Origin of the sequence: Paraburkholderia sp. GAS448 (assembly GCF_050435685.1) — a bacterium.
Taxonomy (GTDB): domain Bacteria; phylum Pseudomonadota; class Gammaproteobacteria; order Burkholderiales; family Burkholderiaceae; genus Paraburkholderia.
This window is the reverse complement of record NZ_JBNDKT010000003.1, coordinates 104,436-125,960: the sequence shown is the minus strand read 5'-3', so window position 1 is coordinate 125,960 and position 21,525 is coordinate 104,436. Positions and strand designations below refer to the sequence as shown.

15 protein-coding genes are annotated in these 21,525 nt (G+C 60.6%); 11 read left to right on the top strand and 4 right to left on the bottom strand.

Features of this window, described 5'->3' with window-relative positions; all coding sequences use genetic code 11:
* Positions 1-47: 47 nt before the first annotated feature.
* The gene (locus P3T23_RS07015; protein ID WP_429315459.1) at positions 48-2,129 is read left to right on the top strand and encodes a pyridoxamine 5'-phosphate oxidase family protein; all 2,082 of its coding nucleotides are present in this window, start codon (positions 48-50) and stop codon (positions 2,127-2,129) included.
* Positions 2,130-2,147: 18 nt separating this feature from the next.
* On the opposite strand, the gene P3T23_RS07010 is transcribed toward P3T23_RS07015, so the two are convergent.
* A complete protein-coding gene (locus tag P3T23_RS07010; RefSeq protein ID WP_429315458.1) occupies positions 2,148-2,978 on the bottom strand; it encodes an EAL domain-containing protein in 831 nt (276 codons plus the stop codon).
* A gap of 364 nt (positions 2,979-3,342) precedes the next feature.
* Positions 3,343-3,777 carry a VOC family protein gene (locus tag P3T23_RS07005; RefSeq protein WP_429315457.1) on the bottom strand — a complete coding sequence of 145 codons (435 nt, stop codon included), beginning with the start codon at positions 3,775-3,777 and terminating at the stop codon, positions 3,343-3,345.
* A 118-nt stretch (positions 3,778-3,895) separates the two neighbouring features.
* Between P3T23_RS07005 and P3T23_RS07000 the strand changes: the two genes are divergently transcribed.
* The 5 genes from P3T23_RS07000 to P3T23_RS06980 all read left to right on the top strand — a co-directional run bounded on the left by P3T23_RS07000 (position 3,896) and on the right by P3T23_RS06980 (position 12,423).
* Entirely contained in the window at positions 3,896-4,777 is an 882-nt protein-coding gene (locus P3T23_RS07000; protein WP_429315456.1) for a LysR family transcriptional regulator, read from the top strand.
* Between the two features lie 332 nt (positions 4,778-5,109).
* Positions 5,110-5,418 carry a DUF4148 domain-containing protein gene (locus P3T23_RS06995; RefSeq protein ID WP_429315455.1) on the top strand — a complete coding sequence of 103 codons (309 nt, stop codon included), beginning with the start codon at positions 5,110-5,112 and terminating at the stop codon, positions 5,416-5,418.
* Positions 5,419-6,089: 671 nt separating this feature from the next.
* Positions 6,090-8,552 (top strand): glycoside hydrolase family 15 protein, encoded by a 2,463-nt coding sequence (locus P3T23_RS06990; protein ID WP_429315454.1) that lies wholly within the window; start codon positions 6,090-6,092, stop codon positions 8,550-8,552.
* A gap of 755 nt (positions 8,553-9,307) precedes the next feature.
* Positions 9,308-11,278, top strand: a complete 1,971-nt coding sequence (locus P3T23_RS06985; RefSeq protein ID WP_429260872.1) for a transglycosylase SLT domain-containing protein — start codon at positions 9,308-9,310, stop codon at positions 11,276-11,278.
* Between the two features lie 956 nt (positions 11,279-12,234).
* Positions 12,235-12,423, top strand: a complete 189-nt coding sequence (locus P3T23_RS06980; protein WP_102636823.1) for a hypothetical protein — start codon at positions 12,235-12,237, stop codon at positions 12,421-12,423.
* A gap of 674 nt (positions 12,424-13,097) precedes the next feature.
* Here P3T23_RS06980 and P3T23_RS06975 read toward each other — a convergent pair.
* Complete coding sequence (locus tag P3T23_RS06975; protein ID WP_429315453.1) at positions 13,098-14,249, bottom strand: extracellular catalytic domain type 2 short-chain-length polyhydroxyalkanoate depolymerase; 1,152 nt, start codon at positions 14,247-14,249, stop codon at positions 13,098-13,100.
* A 528-nt stretch (positions 14,250-14,777) separates the two neighbouring features.
* Between P3T23_RS06975 and P3T23_RS06970 the strand changes: the two genes are divergently transcribed.
* Positions 14,778-15,470 (top strand): Crp/Fnr family transcriptional regulator, encoded by a 693-nt coding sequence (locus tag P3T23_RS06970; protein WP_429315779.1) that lies wholly within the window; start codon positions 14,778-14,780, stop codon positions 15,468-15,470.
* Between the two features lie 60 nt (positions 15,471-15,530).
* Here the strand turns inward: P3T23_RS06970 and P3T23_RS06965 are convergent, their stop codons facing one another.
* Positions 15,531-17,186, bottom strand: coding sequence for an AMP-binding protein (locus P3T23_RS06965; protein WP_429260879.1), 1,656 nt, complete (start codon positions 17,184-17,186; stop codon positions 15,531-15,533).
* Positions 17,187-17,484: 298 nt separating this feature from the next.
* Here P3T23_RS06965 and P3T23_RS06960 point away from each other — a divergent pair, with 298 nt between their 5' ends.
* The 4 genes from P3T23_RS06960 (at position 17,485) to P3T23_RS06945 (ending at position 21,321) form a co-directional block, all read left to right on the top strand.
* Positions 17,485-18,210: a nitroreductase gene (locus P3T23_RS06960; protein WP_429315452.1), complete on the top strand. Its 726-nt coding sequence runs from the start codon at positions 17,485-17,487 to the stop codon at positions 18,208-18,210.
* 88 nt (positions 18,211-18,298) lie between these two features.
* Positions 18,299-19,063, top strand: coding sequence for an SDR family NAD(P)-dependent oxidoreductase (locus P3T23_RS06955; RefSeq protein ID WP_429315451.1), 765 nt, complete (start codon positions 18,299-18,301; stop codon positions 19,061-19,063).
* A 29-nt stretch (positions 19,064-19,092) separates the two neighbouring features.
* A complete protein-coding gene (locus tag P3T23_RS06950; protein WP_429315450.1) occupies positions 19,093-20,280 on the top strand; it encodes an acetyl-CoA C-acyltransferase in 1,188 nt (395 codons plus the stop codon).
* 102 nt (positions 20,281-20,382) lie between these two features.
* Positions 20,383-21,321, top strand: a complete 939-nt coding sequence (locus tag P3T23_RS06945; protein WP_429315778.1) for a LysR family transcriptional regulator — start codon at positions 20,383-20,385, stop codon at positions 21,319-21,321.
* Positions 21,322-21,525 lie beyond the last annotated feature (204 nt).

Here is a 21,525-nt window from a genome sequence, read left to right as displayed (position 1 = left end):
GCGTGCCCTAGACTGCAATCGCTGCCACACATCCCGGAGCCGTCGTCATGACTGATGTTGCACCCATCCAACCCGCGCCGCCCTGGCATGCCGGCGAACTGACGCTCCAGAAGAAGGTCGGCGTCGACAAACGCATGGACGAGGTGGGCCGCCGCGTGGTCCGCGACCATATGCCGGAGCAGCATCGCAAGTTCTATCCGCTGCTCGCCTACGTCGTGCTCGGCTCGGTCGATCGGGCCGGCGACGTGTGGGCCACACTGCGCGCGGGTCAGCCGGGTTTTCTGCATTCAGACGATCCGCGCAGCCTGCGCCTCGGCAGCGCACGCGATACGGCAGACCCGGCCGATAGCGGCATGGAGGACGGCGATGCGGTTGCTCTCCTCGGCATCGATCTCATCACGCGGCGACGCAACCGGCTGAACGGAGTAATCCGCCGCGACGGGCCGGAATCATTCGATCTGCGCGTCGTCCAGAGCTATGGCAACTGCCCGCAATACATCCAGTTGCGCGACTTCGAGTTCACCCGCAACCCCGCCACGGCGTCGGCGTACGAACCGGAATACGCAGACAGCCTCGATGAACGCGCCCGCACGGTGATCGGCGCGGCCGATTCGTTCTTTGTCGCCTCGTACGTCGACCGTGACGATGGCGCGGGCCGCCAGATCGACGTCTCGCATCGCGGCGGCAAAGCGGGCTTTGTGCGCATCGGCGACGACGGTGTGCTGACGATTCCCGATTTCGCTGGCAATCTGTTCTTCAACACGCTCGGCAACATTCTGGTGAATCCGAAGGCAGGCCTCGTCTTCCCGGACTTCGACAGCGGCGATCTGCTGCAACTGACAGGCGACGCCGAAGTTGTGCTCGATTCACCGGAAATCGCCGCGTTTCAGGGCGCTGAACGACTGTGGCGCTTCCGCACCCGGCGAGCGGTGTTTCGCCGTGGCGCGCTGCCGCTGCGCTGGGTGACGAGACGCGACGGCGCCTCGCCGAACTCGCTGATGACGGGTAGCTGGGACGAGGCAGCCAGGCGGCTAAAAGCTGCCGCGACAGCGAATGCATGGCGTGCGCTGCGGGTGACGAAGGTCGTCGACGAAAGCAGCACCATCCGCTCCTTCCATCTCGAAGCGACAGAGGACGCCGGACTGGTGCCGCACGCGGCGGGCCAGCATCTGCCCGTGCGCGTCACGCTGCCCGGCGGCGACAGGCCGGTGCTGCGCACCTACACGCTTTCGGTCGCGCCCTCCGACCGGGTCTATCGCATCAGCGTCAAACGCGAGGGAAGCGTCTCGCGGCATCTGCACGACACGCTGCATGTCGGCGACACGATCGAGGCGCGCGGCCCGGCCGGCGACTTCACGATCGATCCGGCCGAACGCAGGCCTGCCGTGCTGCTCGCAGCGGGCGTCGGGATCACGCCGATGCTGGCCATGTTGCGTCATATCGTCCACGAAGGAATCCGCACGCGCAGGATCCGTCCGACCTGGCTGATCCAGGCGGCCCGTAGCCTCCCGGAGCGTGCTTTCGATAAAGAGATCGCCGCGCTCATGAACATGGCCGACGGCGCGATTCACGTGCTTCGCGTCCTGAGCCAGACCGAGGGTGCGATCGAGGATCGCGACTACGAGGTGGCCGGCCACGTCGATCTAGCGCTGCTCAAGCAGGCGCTGCCGTTCGATGACTACGACTTCTACCTGTGCGGCCCGTCGGCGTTCATGCAGAACCTGTATGACGGACTGCGCGGATTGAACGTCGCGGACGCGCGCATCCACGCGGAGGCGTTCGGCCCCGCCTCGCTGCGGCGCACGCGCGACGCCGGCGCACCGGTCGAGCCGGCGCGTCTGCCTGCCAGCAAGCCCGTTCCAGTCGCATTTGTGAAGTCGGGAAAGGACGCGCACTGGGCACCCGGTTCGGGAACGCTACTCGAACTCGCCGAGTCGCGTGGCCTGGCGCCGGAATTCAGTTGCCGCGGCGGCAGTTGTGGAACCTGCAGGACGCGCATTCTCGAAGGTGCCGTCGCGTATCCCGTGGCGCCCGCGACCCACGTGGCGAACGACGAAGCGCTCATCTGCTGTGCGGTTCCTGCCGAAGCGGAGGACGGTGAGCCGGTGCGGCTGCAACTCGACCTCTAGGTGTGGCGAGCAACGGCTTCACACCAAGCTGGCCACGTGCCCGGGAACGCGCGACAGCTCGCGCATCGGACGCGAGAAGTAGTATCCCTGCACGAGCACGTTCGGCCACTGTGCGAGCCACTGCGCCTGCGCCGCGGTTTCGACGCCTTCGACCACGATGAACACGTCGAGCCCTTCGAGCAACGACAGAATCCCCGACACGACGGTCTCCGCACGGTGGCAACCAGGCGCTGCCCCAAGCAGCTCGCGCGCGAGTTTGACCGTGTCGACATCGAAGGCACTCAGGAGCGCGAGCGACGAATAGCCGGTGCCGAAGTCGTCGATCGCGAGACTGATACCGGACTGGCGCAGCGGTTTCGTCAGTGATTTCGTCGCCAGGATTTTTGCGGCGTCTTCCGTTTCGGCGAGTTCGATTTCGAGCAGGTCCATCGAGACGCCGTGTGAGCGCGCGATACGCTCGAATTCCTTGGGAAAGTGCTCGTAAGCGGCGACTGTTGGGGGCACGTTGATGGCGACCGGACACACAGCCTGCCCTTCGCGCAGCGCGCGGCCCAGCTGGCAGCACGCACTGTCGATCACGAACCAGGTCAGTTCCAGCGCGACCTGCGGGTTTTTCAGCACGACAAGGAACGACTCCGGCAACAGCAGGCCGTAGTCAGGATGCATCCAGCGAATGAGCGCTTCGATGCGCGACAGGCCGCCGGTGCTGATCTGGTAGATACCCTGAAACGCCAGATGAAACTCGCCCGAGGCAAGTCCCAGCGAGACCCGCCGTTCGAGATCGGTAAACGGAATAGCTGCGGCACTTTGGTATGCCGGAGCATTCTCGTGGTCGTCATTTACTTGCATGGGTACGCGTTGACCGGGACGTCGAGTGTTTTGGCAGTTCCCATACCAACGCATGTTCCGTACCAGGCGACGCATGCGCGCCTACGAGCAAGCAGGCGCGCGCCTCATACGCGCGCCCTCTGGACGAGACCGTTTCGACGAATCGATCGAGCGTGCGTAAACGTTTCACCCGCGTAACGTGACGGCAACGCCAGTGTTCTCTCGTTGTCCACGTCGGCGAGGCTATCGCTCCCCGCAGGAGCGCATCACTGCCTACGCTTACGCCGTGGCGCCTGCCCTGCTCGCCCGGCTTCGTGGCGCACCACCGCACGACCTCGAAGAGAGGCGTCAGGATAGACCGTTAGTTGCGTTTATAACCTGTCCATTACTTCGCGAAGAGCGACGCCATATCGGCAAACGCCTTGATCTCGACGGCGTTGCCCGACGGATCGAGGAAGAACATCGTGGCCTGTTCGCCGACTTCGCCCTTGAAACGGATGTGCGGCTCGATGATGAATCCGATCCCTGCGGCCTTGAGCCTGTCCGCCAGCGCCTGCCACTGCGCCATCGACAGGACGGCGCCAAAGTGGCGCACCGGCACGGCATCGCCGTCGACGGCGCTGGTTCCACGATGGCCGGCCTCCTCAGGCGCGAGATGAGCCACGATCTGGTGCCCGTAGAAGTTGAAATCCACCCAGGCATCCGAACTGCGCCCTTCGGGACAGCCGAGCAGTTCGCCATAGAACTCGCGGGCAGCGGCCAGGCTGTGGACGGGGAATGCCAGGTGGAACGGCGGAATGACGGCGGGGGTTTCGCTCATGATGACAGGTCCGGAAAAGTGATGAATAAGGTCAGCGGAGCCCAGTCTAAGCATGAAATAAATTGCTGAAAAACGATATATTCTGGATCTCACCCCAACGAAATTTGATGAATCAGCGATGCTTCGCGAACTGAAGACCTTCATCGCCGTGGCGCACCACGGCACCTTTGCGGGCGCCGGCGCGCGCATCGGTCTGACCCAATCGGCCGTGAGCGCGCAGATGCAGCGCCTTGAAGAGCATCTCGGCTTCGCGCTGTTCGATCGAACGGGCCGCTCCGCCACGCTGAACCCGGCCGGGCGCGAGACCCTGGCGGTGGCCGAAGAACTCATGACGGTCTACGCGCGGCTCAGCGAGCACGGTGGCATCGCCGAAGAGAGCGGCATGCTCAACGTTGGGGCGATCGCTTCCGCGCAGGTTTCGTTTCTGGTGGACGCGCTCGAAGGTTTTCGCCACGAGCTGCCGGGATGGCGCATACGTGTCGTGCCGGGTGTATCGCTGAATCTGCTTGGGCAGGTGGACGCGGGCGAAATCGATATCGCCGTCATCATCAAGCCGCCCTTCGCGCTGCCGTCCGATCTCGAATGGCGCACGCTCGTGACCGAACCTTTTGCGCTGCTCGTGCCGGCAGCGCTGGCACGCAAGCCCTGGCGGGAACTGCTTGGCTCCGAGCCTTTCATCCGCTATGACCGCAGATCGTTCGGCGGCCGCCTGGTCGACCGCTTTCTGCGACGCATGCGCCTCACGGTTCGCGACGCGATCGAACTCGATGAATTGCAGGGCATCGTGCAACTGGTCGCGCGCGGTCTGGGTGTCGCGCTCATTCCGCGGACCGCGGGGCTCGGCAGACTGCCGAAGCGCGTCGCCGCGCTCGACCTCGGGGACGATACGTTCTATCGCGAGATCGGACTGGTGGAGCGGCCCCGTCATAGCCGGCAGGCGGCGGCGAGCCAGTTGGCCGATTGCATCAGCCTCGCCGCCGGGGCAGCGCGCGAAGGCTGACACTCCAGCTGTGAAGGAACAAAACGGTTCGACACAACCTGGCGACAGGGCGCTATCAAATGCCTCGGCTTGCATCGACACGTTCGATTGGTGCTCCGTCTGACGTGAGCGGTTTCGTTCTTCGACCCTTCTCGGACGCTCGACAACCGGTGGGCGTATTTCTCTTTTCGGAAGTGCGATGGTCATTCGAGGCGCTGGCGCCTGACTTTCTTCTCTTTGTACAGTGGCCTTCTTCCGGTGACTGGACTAAGGCAAAATAAACGCGGAAGTCACGCGCGACCGGCGGCATCGCACCGCTCGCGTTGCTCCAATCGGACGCGTGGAGATGCGCTATGGAAAACCTCACGAGAAACTGCTCGACGCTTGCTGCGTTGGCGTTCCTGCTGACTGGATATGCCGCCGGCGTGCCACAAAGCGGGCCACATCTGAGCCCAACGGAGTGCCGTGACCTGGCCGCGATTAGGAGCAACGCGCCTCGGACGAAGTCGCAAAACAAAAGCGAGCTTTCGGCCCTGAGGAAAGCGGGCTACAACCCATCACCATGGCACGACGACCCACACTACCCAGCGAATCTACACGCGGCGCAGCGCCAGGTCGACCATTGGTTCGAATCGCAATGCAAGCAGTCGCATCCCAAGTGAGAAGCCCCCGGAGCCACTACGGACCTCCTCGGACTTAGCGCGCAGCAACCGCGCGTCGCATTGCAGCGCAGCGCTGATCCCTTGCAGCGTGGGCTGAAGACCGCCCCACGGGTCTCCTTTTCAACGAATGCACACGGTGCGCCGTGGTTTTTTCCGTCCACTAGCCCGCCCTACTGATATCGCCCAGTTGGCCCCACCAGATCGGCATTGACGGCCTTTTCGTACCTCGCGAAGGCACATTCGAAAGACCGTTTATGGCCGGCCCCGGTCCGACATGAACCAAGACTTTGCTCGCCGTGGTTCGCATCGCGGCTGCGCAAGCAAACGTACGTGAAGTCGCGGTCATGGCAACGTTGGCCATCAGCGAGTCGAGCACGGCTATGAAACCTCGAGATCCAATGGCTGCGTCGGCCTTCTCCTCGACGTGTGCGACGGGGAGCGAAGTCCGCACCGGTCGCCAACCCTCCGCTTCGCCGCTGGCAATGCGGATAACGTACGTCAACCCAGCCATAGCTTCATGCCCATTTCCCGGCAAAGCGCGCTGGCCTGTGTGGCTTGCATGCCCCGCCAAGCGTCATTACGAGCAAAGCATACGCCGCCTCCAGTCAAAGAAGCTCGCATTCGCTATTTCTGCGCCCTATAACGGTAGTGAAATAATGGGGTGAAACGCCATGGCAAACCTGCTTCAATCCAACCCGGCTCCCGGCGCGCCAGGTAATCCGCTCAATTGGAGCCGCGCGGACAAGGATGCCATCGGCACCGCGCACTCCTTGTCCAGCCAGGTGTGGTACACGACCGCAGGGGGCATCCTCACCGAAATTTACTTTCCAGACGTTGACACCCCGCAAGTACGTGACTTTCAGCTCATCATCACCGACGGGTTGACCTTCTTTCACGATACGCAGAAGGATTTCACATACCAGTGCACATTTCCGGAGCCAAAAGCCCTGTCCTTCCAGCTGACCTCCCAGGCTACCGGACAGCCCTACAGGGTCGTGCAGGACGTGATCGCTGAACCGGGTGCATCTTGCCTGTTAGTTCGTACGACATTGCAGGGAGCCCAATCTTTCCTGGATAAGCTACACGTCTATGCGCTTCTGGCGCCTCATATGGCGGGATACGGAGCCGAAAACGCTGCCTACCGCGTAAGCACCCCAAATGGGGATCGGTTGGTGGCTACGCGCGCAAATTATTGGCTGGCCTTGGGAGCAGACTGCGGCTTTGGGATGACCAGCTGCGGATTCGTGGGTGTCAACGACGGCTGGACCGATATCATCGCCAACAAACGGTTGCCGGTCTGGAATTACGATTCGGCCAAGGGCGGATACGTCGCTTTGACGGCGGAGATCAAACGCGCACCTGGGCAAAATGAATTTGTACTGGCACTGGCGTTCTGCATCGATGAAGCAACCCCGATAACTCAGACCTCCCCCAACAACGCGCTGACCGCCATCTCCGAGGCGCTATCGTATCCTTTTGACGGACCGGCTCGCACTTACAGCCATCTGCAGGCATTTAACCAGGGCTGGAAAGCAGCAGTTCCCAAGCCGTTCGTGCCGAAACCAGGGACCACCGGCGACGGTGATTCGCTTTTCAATAAAAGTCGGAACATCCTGCTCGCACATGAAGACAAAGCGGCTGACGGAGCGCTAGTGGCCTCGTTAAGCATTCCGTGGGGGCAGACGATCACGGACCTGGCTTGCGGCTATCACATGGTTTGGCCGCGTGATATGTGCCAGAGCGCAATCGCGCTCCTTGCCGCGGGCGAAGAAGATGCGCCGTTGCGAGGGCTCATGTTTCTGGCCTCCTCCCAGTCGGCGGATGGCAGCTTCCACCAGAAGTTCTTCATCGACGGCCAGCCGTGGCCAGGGGACTGCTCGCAGCTTGATGAATATTCGTTTCCTGTCATCCTGGCCTATCACCTGAGCCAGGCCGGTTTGCTCCAACAGTTCGACCCGACGGGGATGGTGCTGGCTGCCACCAGGGCGCTGATCATAAATGGCCCGATGACCCAGCAGGAGCGATGGGAAGAGCTCGAAGGTTATTCGCCATCGACTCTCGCATCGAACATAGCAGCGCTAGTTTGCGCCGCCGATAAATGGGCGGACCCGACTACGGCTCAATTTCTGCTCGAATACGCTGACTTCCTTGAGGCGCATCTCGAGGCATGGTGCGTCACCACACAAGGCACACTACTGCCAGACGTTTCGCAACACTACGTCCGGATTTTGCCGACGCACGTCAAGGGCGGCGCAAGAGACTTCGATTTTCCGGAAGATCCCAACGTTGTCCAGGTGACCCTTTGGAATCAGACGTACAGCGCACGAGACGTCGTGGACGCGGGCTTTCTGGAACTGGTGCGATATGGCGTGCGCGGCGCGGACGATCCTGTCATTGTCAATTCCGTCAAGGTTGTCGATGCGATCATCAAGAAAGGCCTGCCGCAGGGGCCTGGTTTCTACCGGTACAACCACGACGGTTATGGTCAGGGGGATCTTGGTCAGGACTGGTACGTTGGCTGCTCCTTCGGTGTAGGCCGCCCTTGGCCATTGCTCACCGGCGAACGCGGCCATTACGAACTGACCGCTGGCAACGACCCCAAACCCTACATTCAGTATCTTGAGGCGTTCGCTGGCTCGCGCGGTTTGCTTCCGGAGCAAGTGTGGGATATGCCCAATCTGCCGAACACTCCGTTCGTCACCGGAGGACCGACCGGCTCTGCCATGCCCCTGGCATGGGCGCACGCCGAATATATCAAGCTTGTTCGATCCGTTTCGGATAATCGTGTCTTCGACCGGCTGGATGTAGTCGCTAACCGCTACCAGCCGACGGCGGGCGGGACTCCGCGCGCTACGAGCACGCTCGAGGTCTGGAACTTCGATCGTCAGTTACCATCGATGGCGGCGGGCAAGACAGTTCGCATTCCTCTGGACGCACCTTTCCGTCTGCGCTGGTCGATCGATAACTGGAACACATGGCAGGACACGACAGCCGCCGCCACCGCGGTCGCCATCTACTACGTCGACCTGCCCACGCAAGCAGCCCAAGCGGGGTCGTCTCTTACATTCACCTTCTTCTGGACTGCAAGCCAAACATGGCAGGGGGCCAACTTCTCCATCGCCCTCCACCTCTGAGAAAACACGCGTCAGGCAGCGAACAGCTACCGCGATCGGCAGCATGCGACCCTTCTCTGCCGCTCGACGCTCGGCCGTCTCAATGTCTCTTACCAAAGCTGAATCGCCGGTCGAATGACCACGCGCCGACGAGAGCGAACTGCTGCAATTGGCCGTCGATCGTCGCAGACCACCGTGCTCCGTTAAATACTGACGCAGCGCGCAAAGCGGTCGTATAAAGATTTGCTTCGAACGTCACGGCCTTTGACGATGTAGACCACAAACTCGGCCACGTTCGTCGATCTCGACTTCCATCCGACTAGCCAAGGTCTCGGCCGTGCCCCCCGCGCTCGCTGCCTGGCTACCGTGGTTGGGTCCAACAACTACCTCACTCGCAGCACTCGTGAGCTCTAGCCGCGCTGGTCAGTCAAGAGTCTTTCTCGACATAAGCGGAGGAATCTCCACCCAGGTGGGTGCCCGTTTCATTTAGTCCTCGCTGCTCTTTGACGACCCTCCGCTCCAAAACCACCCAGAAGCGAGCATCCCGGCCAGAACGACCAACGCCGCGTTCAAGACCTTCTGGATCGCATTGCCGAATCCAGCTCCCGACCCACGCTACGAAACAGCGGACACGCAAGTGCCGATGTGGCCCAGGCATCCGGCTCGCAAAGAGCTGAATTGCGGGTTGAGTCCTGTGTTATTCGAAGCTTCGCTTCGCCGGGTAGCGGCCTAAGCTTTGGTTCAATGTTCTGCACTGAAACAACGAGAAAACAGCGATGTCCACACGACTTCACCGGGTGTCTCGCACGGTCGGCCTTGCCCTTGCCGCCGTGACATTGGTCATGTCTGGCACGGTGCTAGCCAGACATCCCACCCCGTTCACCTCGTTATCCGCCGACGATCAGATTTTCATCAAGTTGCATGACGCTGCACGCGACAACGATCCCGCGCGCGCAGCGCACCTGGCAAGCTTGATTCCGAATTATCCGGCGCCGGCTTATCTCAGCTATTTCCAGATCAAGCCGCGTCTGTTCAACGGCGCGGGGCATGCGAATCTCGACGCGCCGGACGCACCGGTGCTGTCATTTCTGCAACGCTACGACGGACAGGCGATTGCCGACCGTCTGCGCAACGATTACCTTCGCGTGCTCGGGGCGCGCCACGACTGGCACGATTTCGATTCGCAATATTCAAAGTTCGTCCTGGACGACGACACGCAGGTGAAGTGCTATGCGCTCGAGTCCCGTGCGACGCGAGGCGAAAATGTGGCCGACGCGGCGCGGGCGCTGCTCGTCGAGCCGAACTGGTACGGTGACGGCTGCGTCGATCTGATCACCGCGCTCGACCGTAACCAGCAGTTCACTCCGGACGATGGGTGGCAGCTGATTCGCCAGGCCTATGAACAGGGCGCGAGGACGACGGGCGGCAGACTGGTCGATGCGCTGGGCGCGGCGCGCCCGGATCAGCTGCTCCTCGAGCAGGCGACGAACCAGCCACGCCTGTTGCTCGCGAAAGGCATCCAGCTGGACGCAGCGTCCCATCAACTCGCGCTGCTCGCCATCACACAGTTGGCGGTCGGCGATCCGGAGGCCGCCGAGGCCACCTTCACCGTAATCGCACCGTCGCTCACCCTGGCAGAACGGGCTATCGGTTGGGGCACGATCGCCTATCAGGCGGTGCTCAGGCAGCTACCGGGCGCAGTGAACTGGTACCGGCTGTCGGCGAACGCGCCCCTGTCGAGTCAGGCCTACGAGTGGCGCACGCGCAGCGCGCTGCTGGCCGGGGATTGGACAATGGTGCGCTGGTCGATCGAGCAGATGCCGGCCGCGCTGCGCGCACAGCCAGCATGGGTCTACTGGTACGCGCGCGCGTTGAAGCAGAGCAGCGAGGTGGCGGCAGCCGACCAGGAATTCCGAACGATCGCGGGTAACTACACCTTCTATGGCCAGTTGGCCTCCGAGGCGCTCGGCCGGCAGATCGTGATCCCGCCGCAGACCAAGGTGACCGACGAAGAAGTTGAGCGGGCTGGCCGGACACCAGGCTTCGAGCTGGCAGAACGCTTTTACGCGCTGCACCTGCGTACGGAAGGCAACCGTGAGTGGAACTGGCAGCTGCGCGGCATGACTGACCGACAACTGCTCGCAGTCGCCGAGTACGCGCGTCGCATCGAGCTTTATGACCGGGCTGTGAGCACTGCCGACAGGACGCAGACGGAACATGATTTTTCGCTGCGCTACCTGGCGCCATTCCGCACGATTGTCGAGCGCGATACGCGGTCCACCGGGTTCGACGTCGGATGGGCGTATGGCCTCATTCGCCAGGAGTCGCGCTTCATTATCAATGCGCGCTCGGAGGTTGGCGCGGGCGGCCTGATGCAGGTGATGCCGAACACCGCTGAGATGGTCGCGAGGAAGATCGGGCTCGGTACGATCTCGCGGGCCAGGATGAACGACATCGACACGAACATCCTGCTTGGCACGTACTATCTATCGATGATTTACAACCAGCTTGACCGTTCTGCCGTGCTCGCGACCGCCGGCTACAACGCCGGCCCTGGGCGCCCGCGTAAGTGGCAGGCCAACCTGCCGCGACCGGTGGAAGGCGCGATTTTCGCGGAGACAATTCCGTTTAACGAAACCCGCGACTACGTCAAGAATGTATTGTCGAACACGGTTTACTACGCGGCGCTGTTTGATGGCCACCCGCAATCGCTGACGGAGCGGCTTGGCCAAATCGAGCCCCGATGATATCGTCCGCAACGCGGATCCGCGGATCGCTCGGGTGCAGTAAGTGCGGCTGCATACGCGACACTGTATAACGATCCTTCTATCTCTGGATGACCTCTCAACACGGAACCGAGAAGGTGAAGCTGAATTTCGCCAGCCGCGATTTAGCGACACGATACACATACTGAAGTCATGCATGTATGTCATGTCAACGTTCGCCAACGGTTTTTATATCAAACGGCCACACCCGACTCGCCCTCCTGCCCCGCCCGTGATGCCCGCTGATCGGCCGAAGCAGCCGTCCAGCAACCATTCCGACGACGACCGAAATGGGTCTAGAGTACGCATTCGCTCAAAGCGAGTGCGACATTCGCCAGCACGGGCATGCGAATGTCGCAAATGTAATTTGGTGCTACCTCACAAACGCCGACAGCCGAACGGCGGCTTTGGCCGACGTGCTCGCGTTGGCTGTCAGCAGGGAAACGCCCGCCGAAAAATCGCCCGATCCTGCTGTAAAACGACTGTGCTATTTTCATCGCACTAGAAACACCTCAAGCTCACGCGGTGTGAAGGCGCAGTTTGTTAGCAACGACCCACAGCAGCGGTGACGTCGACGAAATCTACACCATGGTCAGCGATGTCTGCGATGACGACTTCGTAAAGGGGCGGAGTACCTCGAGTCGACGCGCTTATCTGAACGGTAGAAGTGGGTCCGTCAACCGCCTATCGCTGAGCTTTCCCTTTGGCGCGCGACGGAGAGCCTCTAACGTAATTGCGATAACGGGGGATGCTGAATCGTCCGGAACTGGATTTGCGAAATTTGACTGCCGGGTTGCGTACTGAATCGCGGAATGACGCACGGACAATCGAGGCGTGAGTGCATTCGGGGAGGCATTACGGGAAGGACTCAGCGAACCGCCCGCAACCCTTCCCGCCTGCTAGACTGGAAGCTACCCATGCAAACCATGGAGGGTGACATGATGTCCGTCTACGTGGTGAAGACCGGTGAGCAGTTCCTATGCACCGCCGAGGACGGCGACATCGGCATGGCATCGGCGATTGAAAATGCCACGTCCTTTCTTTCGTATGAGGAAGCGGAAAAAGCGGCGAACGAGCACGCCGACCCCGGATACGAAATCGTGGCCGTCTGCGTTATCAGACACTGACGCGGAGTCCGCTGGCGGGCGCTCAGCGAAGGAGGCCACTACCAATCTCTCTAGCCACGCGATATGGTGCTCCGGTTGACAGCATCCGAAATCATCTGCGAATGGGCCTGCCTTGCGCATTGAGATTCGCACGGCGGTCAACGCGCGCGTTGATCGCCTTCATCACAGGCTCATGCCCGCCGAACGAGGAACCGTCTTCCGCGAAAGCTCCCAAAAGCACGGCAAGCCCTCCATAACTTGCGGTACCGAATGGGGCACATGGAGACCCGTCACCCTTGCTATTCACCCAACACCCTACCGCGGTTTCCGTGGTGTGATGAATACCGCCACTGGGCGGCCGCCACGGTCTCGCGCGCCTCTTGAGCATGGCGCTGCTTTGTCTCAGTGCGGCCATTAAGCGTCATTTCGCCGTCAGGACCCTCGGACGTTCAAATGTCGGGTCCGCCCCAGCAAACGGTCGTTCGTTGGGCGCAGATTAACGCTGCTTCATCAGTCTCTGCGGATGATCGCGGTTGACGATACAGTGGCCGGAGGGAATGGAATGCGCCGAGACCTCCGTTTGTTGAACGTCAAAAGCCGGCGCTCGACGGCCCTACCTTCATCCATTTGGCACCCTGATAAGCCGTGCTTCCCGCGGCGGCCGGCCGCCTGATTCTAACCGTGCCACGACGGCCCTACGGTCGGCCAGTCACGCGCTGCACCATCGCGTAGAGCACCGACATCTGCAAGCCGCTCTTGAGTGCGTAGTTCGGGTCGTATTGATTGGAGTAGCCCCACCAGTCGAAGCATGCATTCGGGTTCGTCGGCCCTGGCGCAGACGACGCAATCGTGTCGGGATACACGACCACCAGTTTGTTCGTGTCGGCCCATTCATTGATGCCCGCCTCGGTGACCCAGCGGTTTCCGATAAGTGACGCCTCCTGCAGGCAGCCGTGAAGGGCGAGCACGAATCCGCACTTGTTCCCTTGCGCGCAGGCTTTGGGAACAAAAACGCTCCCAGTCGAACTCATAGAAAGGTTTGGCGACGCCCCGAACTCCGTTTGATCGAATGCGGACAGCGTACCCGACAGCTTTCCGTTGTTGCGCGGTTTCAATGGGCCGAGGAACATCGTCAGCCACGTTTTCACTGAGTCGTAGACTGCGCCATTCGCCGAGCAGCGCACCATGTATGGACTCCCGAGCGTGCCGCATGCAAGTTCGCCGTCAGGCGATTGCCAGCCGTGCTCGGCGGGATACGAATTGTCGAAGTGAACATTGGCTCCATAACGCTGGTATTCCGAGTTGAGGTCGGCCATCTCGAGCGGATTAACGACTTGGTCTTGCGTGCCGGACCAGAGGTAGACGGGCTGTCCACGCAGATTCGTCGCCGGGTCGATGGTGCCGAGGGACGATTGCGCGTCCAGGTACGTCTCGGATGCCGCAAGCGTGCTGTTGTACGACGCCTGATTCGACGGAAGCGTCAAGCCGCCACAGTTTGCCAAAGCTGTCGCGGCTCCTCCGGCGGCGGCACACCAGTACACCCCGCCAGCGTATACAGCGGCCCCTTTGAAGGTCGAAGAGTGGGCAACGTGCATCTGCACTGCCGCGAAACCGCCAGATGAGATACCCGCGACGAAGACCTTCGTCGGGTCAATCTGGTAGCGTTGAAGTTTTCCGATCTTGGACGTGTCCGCGGTGGGGTTCGACGTGGCCGCTAACGCCTTTGCCGATGCTGCCAATGCACCGGCCTCCGTACCGGCCGAATCGCCACCACCGCGGCACCCGGCGAGGCCGATCGCCAACACAGCTGCCGACGCTAACCGCAGGCCCAAAGCCATCGTCATCATTGTCGTCTCCTCGTCGGAGTGGGATAAATTAGCAACATCGCTCCGCCCGTCGGACTACCGGCCGTTTTCAGCTTCCGCCTAAGACTCGCTAACACAAGTCATCGACAAAGCGCGAACAGATGTTTACGGCGTGTGATGCGCCCGACGATACCCCGGCACAGCAAAAATCGCTCCCGTAGCACTTGCAATCGTCAGTCTTAGGCGCAGAGTTAAAACGGTAAAGTCGAAGATTCCCAAACGACCGATTTACTCCAACGAGCCGTTCGCGCCGCGGGGGCTTGATTGGGAGCGTATGGTCGGCCACGGAAGTTTGATGCTGGGCGCGGAATGGGAGAATCGCTGGTGGCGCCTGGATCCTGGTTCCGGCCATTTACGGACGTTGGCCCACGCCATCAAATGCTCGGTCGAACGTCGGCTGCTACTCCGGACCGGACCTTCGAGCAGATATCAGCCGATCGGGCCATTGGGCAACGTCGGTTGGCAAATGGTTAAACTAGAGCCTCCGGACCCTTCGAACCTAACTTGGCTATGCCCCTATCAGTTGAGTTGCAGTGTTTCATATCGCGCTCCGCCTGGTCGGCTAATTTGACACAGGAACAACTCGTTCGCGTCCAGAAAGATGCGTTTCAACGGTCGTATTCTGCCGGCACCCTGGTCTGTCATCGCGGAGCCCCTGCAGATCATTGGATAGGCGTGATCGAAGGGTTAGTCAAAGTCGATACGGTCTCGAAAGGTGGGCGGGCCACGACCTTCGCCGGCGTCCCGGCGGGTTCCTGGTTTGGTGAGGGAGCCCTATTGAAAGATGAGCCTCGCCCGTACTCGGTGGTAGCGCTGCGCGACAGCGAAGTCGGGTTTATTCCGCACAGCACATTTGAGTGGCTGCTTGACAATAGCCATTCGTTCAGTCGATTTGTTATCGATCAACTCAATGCACGGTGTGGATACTACGTCGGTCTGGTTGGAAACCTCCGCTTGCACAAAGCGTCTGCAAGAGTCGCTTTCTGTCTCGCTGAACTGTTCAATCCGCAACTATTTAGTGTTACGGACTTAACGTTGGGTCTTTCACAAGAAGAAATTGGACGTTTGTCCGGCCTTTCCAGACAGAACACCAACCGGGCGCTTCGCGAGCTCGCCGATTCGGGGTTTCTGATGATCGAGTATGGCTCAGTCCGCATTCTTGACCTGGCAGGGCTTCGCGATTTTGCTCACGCCGAAGATTGATTCTGCAGTGGCTGAAAATCGTGTCGCAATAGTAAGCGTCGATGCACCCGCGAGACGTGACTATGCGTCAGACAGCTTCGTAATGGCTTCCCGGCTGCCAGCCTGCTCTCGAAGTCGAAATTTCTGAATTTTTCCTGTGCCTGTCTTTGGCAGTGTCCCGTACACGATCCTCACAGGACACTTGTAGTGAGCGAGCCGCTCTCGGCAGAACGTAACTAGCTCCCGTTCAGAAGGTGCATCGATACCCTGTCTCAATTCGACAAATGCGCAAGGCACTTCGCCCCACTTGTCATCGGGCTGTGCCACCACTGCCGCGATGAGGACTGCCGGGTGTTGGTGCAATACGCCCTCCACCTCTACCGATGAAATGTTCTCTCCACCCGAAATGATGACGTCTTTGGAACGATCCGTGATCTGAATGTATCCGTCCGGGTGCGCCACGGCAATATCGCCAGTGTGGAACCAGCCACCCTCGAAGGCGTTCCGGGTTGCGTCCTCGTTCTTTAGATAGCCTTTCATCATCACATTGCCGCGCAGCAGTATCTCTCCCTCGGTCTTGCCGTCCGCAGGAACTGACTCGAGCGTGGCGGAGTTCGCTACTCGCATGGCCTCAAGTCCGGAGGCCCGTTGACCTTGCCGCGCCTTCAGGCGCGCCTGCTCCTCGTTGGCCAGTGCGCGCCAGTTTGGCTGGATGAAGCAACTGACCGGCGTGCCGGAGGCTTCGGTGATGCCGTATACGTGCTCGACCTCGAATCCCAGCTTGCTTACAGATTTCAACACGGTGGCCGGCGGTGGTGAACCCGCCGTGCGCACGCGAACGGCGCGAGGCAATGGGCTGCGCTCGCTGGCAGGCGCGTCAGCCAATGCGGCCAGGACGATTGGCGCCGCGCAAAAATGATCGACGCCGTATTCGCGGATGGCTCTAAATATTCCTGCGGCATTGACTTTGCGCAGGCAGACATGGGTGCCTCCAGCTGCTGTGACTGCCCAGGCGAAGCACCATCCGTTGGCATGGAACATTGGGAGGGTCCAGAGATACACCGGCCCGCGCGGCATGCCCCAGTCAATCAACTGGAGCATGCTCATAAGCTGCACCCCACGGTGACTGACGACGACCCCTTTCGGGTCGGAAGTCGTTCCGGACGTATAGTTCAACGCGATGGCGTCCCATTCGTCCGCGGGCCACACGCCCTCGAAGTCTGGGTCGCCCTCTCCGAGCAACTGCTCATAGTCCAGCTCACCTATTGCCGATCCCGGCGGTGCTTCGAGATCGGCAATGTCAATCACGAGTGGCCTGGTGGGAACGTGCTCGAGCGCGTCCGCGGCGAGGGCCGCGAATTCACGATCGACAAAAAGAACCTTGCATTCCCCGTGAAGCAGAATGAATCGAATGCCGTCGGCATCCAGTCTGCAATTGATCGTGTTGAGCACAGCGCCACTCAGTGGCACCCCGAAATGTGCCTCCACCAGCGCGGGCGTATTAGGCGCAAGAATCGATACGGTGTCGCCGCGCGTGACACCTCTCCGGACGAGCGCACTGGCCAGCCGGCGGCAGTGGTTGCGCGTCTGCGCCCAGGTCTGGCGCATCGCGCCATGCACGATAGCGATCCGCTCCGGAAACAATTCGGCACATCGATCCAGTGAGTGCAGCGGTGTCAGCGGAACATGGTTGGCTTCGTTTCGATCGAGTCCGTGCTCGTAGATTTGGGTGGGCATGTCGTGTCTCCTCGTCTGATGTGAAAACGGTCCGGGTACAAGCGGTGCCAGGGTATGGCCTCTGAATCGGCACGCTCAAACCTTGCTGTACCACACCGAATCTAAACGTTGCGCTGGCCCGAAACTGTCCCGAACAGGACACTTCTCGGTTCGTAGAGGACGATTGGCAAGCCGATGTTGATTGTCATGTTCGAGACAACCGGTCCTTTTCTGCACCGCTAATCTTGCTCATCAGGCAATGCTGCCGTGCAACCGAGTTGCGCGGACTTGCTGACATTGGAGACAGATGGAGTGGCAGATGAAGAGAAGTGACACACCCCCGGCAATGGATGCCGATGTGCTACGCAAGGCCGTCGAATGGGCCATCCTTTCGCGTCGCAGCATCAGGGCGTTTCTGCCCACGCCGATTCCTCGAGAGACGGTGGAATCGATACTGGACGTGGCGCGGTTCGCGGCCACGGGCGTCAATATCCAGCCTTGGCGCGTACACGTCGTCACGGGGCACGCCAAAGACCGCATCTGTGCCGCGATCCAGCGGGTTAATGAAGATTCGGCACTAGACGAGACATGCACGGACGAGTGGGACTATTACCCGCGCGAGTGGATATCGCCATACCTTGAAAGAAAGCGGACCGTGGGTTGGAAGCTATATGGGTTGCTTGGAATCGAAAAGGGCGACAAGGAGCGAATGCAGGCCCAGCACAGCCGCAACTATCAATTCTTTGACGCGCCCGTCGGCCTGTTCTTCACAATCGACCGCGTCATGCAGCAGGGTAGCCTGCTCGACTACGGCATGTTCTTGCAGAACATCATGATCGCTGCCCGCGCTCATGGCCTGAGCACATGCCCTCAAGCGGCATTTATGAAGTACCACAAGGTCATTGCCGATCAACTTCGATTGGAGACCGGTGAGAGGTTCGTGGTCGGTATGAGTCTTGGATTTGAGGATGCCTCACGCATCGAGAACAGCCTCGTCACGGAAAGAGCGGAGGTTGGCTCGTTCACCACGTTTTATTCGGAGTAGCGGCGCGCATCGGAAGCGAATCCAGACGCGAGTCAGCGGCTGCCGTACCGAATGCATCAGCGCAGCGTCACATGAAAGGAAAACGGACATGCAGATCAGAGACAACGTATTTGTAGTGACCGGGGCGGGTTCCGGTCTGGGAGCGGCCACGGCGAAGATGATCGCCGAACGTGGCGGCAAGGTGGTCCTGGCGGACGTCAACCCCGAAGCAGGTAAGGCCATCGCCGCACGGCTAGGGGCGAATGCCCGATTCGTTGTTACCGACGTCGCCAGTGAGCGCAGCGCCAGAGCAGCTTTTGCAGCGGCTCTGGAAATGGGGCTGCTCAGGGGACTCGTCAATTGCGCAGGCGTTGCTCCCGCCGAAAAGGTCATTGGCCGTGAAGGAGCCCACAAGCTGGATTCGTTCGCGCGGACGATCAATATCAACCTGGTAGGCAGTTTCAACATGATCCGCATTGCGGCGGAGATGATGAGCGCCTGCACGCCAGAGACCTCCGGTGAGCGCGGCGTCATCATCTGCACAGCCTCTGTGGCCGCGTTTGAGGGACAGGTCGGGCAGGCGGCCTACGCTGCTTCCAAAGGCGGCGTCGTCGCAATGACGTTGCCACTCGCGCGGGAACTCTCCCGCTACGGCATCCGGGTCATGACAGTTGCGCCAGGCATCATGGAAACCCCAATGCTGCTCGGCATGCCCGCTGAAATACAGGAGGCGCTGGGCAAAACGGTGCCGTTTCCAGCCCGAGTGGGCAAGCCAGCGGAATACGCCGCTCTGGTGGAGCACATCCTCTTGAACGAATACCTGAACGGCGAGGTCATCCGCCTCGACGGCGCCATCCGTATGGCCGCCAAATAAACCGCAACCATCTTTTCAGCGAATAAACCATGTCCAAAGATCCCGTAGTTATCGTATCTGTCGCCCGTACCCCAATTGGCAGCTTCCAGGGGGATCTCTCCAGCTGCACAGCGCCGCAGCTCGGCGCCGTTGCCGTAACGGCCGCTATCCAGCGAGCCAGCATTAGCGCCGACAAGGTGCAGGAACTCATCTTCGGATGTGTGCTGCCTGCCGGCCTCGGCCAGGCCCCGGCGCGCCAGGTGGCAATCACCGCCGGACTGCCCCTGTCGGTGGGCTGCTCCACTGTCAACAAAGTGTGCGGTTCCGGCATGAAAGCCACCATGCTGGCCCATGATCTACTCATGGCCAACAGCAACGAGGTCATGGTCGCGGGCGGCATGGAGTCCATGACTAACGCTCCATACTTCATCCCGAAGGCGCGCGGCGGCTTCCGCTTGGGTCACGGACAGATCCTCGACCATATGTCCTTCGACGGCCTGGAAGATGCTTATTTCGATAATGGCCGTCCCATGGGGACCTTCGCTGAAGAGTGCGCCGAGGCTTACGGTTTCTCCCGAGGCGATCAGGATGCCTATGCAATTAAATCCACCACCCGTGCCCAGACCGCTATTCGGTCCGGGGCCTTCGCATGGGAAGTCGCCCCCGTGATGACCTCCAGCAAAAAAGGCGAAGTCCTCGTGGAGCACGACGAGCAACCGTCCAGGGCCAAACTCGACAGGATCGGTAGCTTGAAACCCGCTTTCAAGACAGATGGCACGGTGACTGCGGCCAACTCCAGTTCGATTTCCGACGGTGCCGCCGCGCTGGTGCTGATGCGTCGTTCAAGCGCCGACCGACTTGGGCTCAAGCCTCTGGCCGCTATTGTCGGGCACGCCACCCACGCTCAAGAGCCGAAACTGTTTACCACCGCGCCCGCGGGCGCGATGGAGAAACTGTTGTCCAGGATTGGATGGACGACGTCCAGCGTAGATTTGTGGGAAATCAACGAGGCATTTGCGGTCGCTGTCATGGCCGCCATGCGGGACATGGCTCTCGATCACGACAAGGTCAACATACACGGAGGCGCCTGCGCCCTCGGTCACCCTATCGGCGCTTCCGGAGCGCGCATTCTGGTCACCTTGCTTGCGGCCCTCAGATTGACGGGCGGACGCCGCGGAATTGCCAGCCTTTGCATCGGCGGTGGCGAAGCCACTGCCATGGCCATCGAGATGATTTAACGTAAGCGCCGGTCGGCCGGCGCACACTGTTACGCCTGCAAAGGGATGGGCGATACGCCATTTATCGCGCTCCCCCGTTTCGACTCGCATCTGGAGCTCTGCATGGACATACTTCAAAGCATGCGCATCTTTGTGCGCGTCGTCGACGCCGGGAGCTTCACCGCGGCGGGGAACGGCATGGACATCACACCTGGCCAGGTCTCACGCGCCGTTTCGGATCTGGAGGGACATCTTCGAACCCGACTGCTCAACAGAACCACACGACGCATCGCGCTGACCGAAGCCGGTGAGCGATATTACGAGCATTGCATGCAGATCCTCGCCCTGATCGAAGAGGCTGAGGCGGAAGCGGGTGACGCACATGCGCGTCCGTTTGGGAAACTAAGGGTCCGCACTCCCGTCGGGTTTGGACAGCACTACCTCATCAAGGCGATCGGCGCGTATCAAAAGCTATATCCGGAAGTGAAAGTCCGGCTGACGCTCGCCAATAGCATGCCGGATTTCATCGAAGACGGCTGCGACGTTGCAATTGTCGGGGCGTTGGCATTATCGGATTCAGAGCTCATTTCACAGAAAGTCGGTAGTGCATTCAGCATTGTTTGCGCATCACGTACTTACATCGAGGCCCGTGGCGTTCCGCACACGCCAGACGACCTCGAAGCGCATTTGTGCATCCACCTGAACACACCCGAATTTCCAATGAACGTGTGGACCTTCGATGGGCCAAACGGAATGGAGTCCGTTCGATTCCGGCCAGCCTTGCTGGAAGTCAATACACCGGAGGCTCTTGCCACTGGAGTACGGGAAGGACTAGGAATCGGCCTGATTCCGATCTACTCGGCGATCAGCGGATTGCGCAACGGTGAACTTGCCTGGGTACTACCCGAATACAGGTCGCAGGAGATGGGGCTGTACGCGATGTATCCATCGCGACAATACGTTGACGCGAAGATTCGCACCTGGGTGGATTATCTGAGGGATACGATGCCGGCCATACTGGCGGCTGATCAGGAAGCCGCTTGCAGATTTACTCAGCGTTGATTGACTTCATGCATGTTCCTCCTCGATCTCTCAGGATACCGGTCATTCAGCAGTGGTATGGCGGGGGACTCGAGTGGCCGTAAAGGCACCGATCGCTCGCCGGCCAGGTTGATTGATCGAATGGCGGTTGCACCCTTCGAAGCAGCCATCGCGATGGCGCGATCTCGAACGGCTGTTCAGGGTCGACTCCGGTCAGAGGATAGG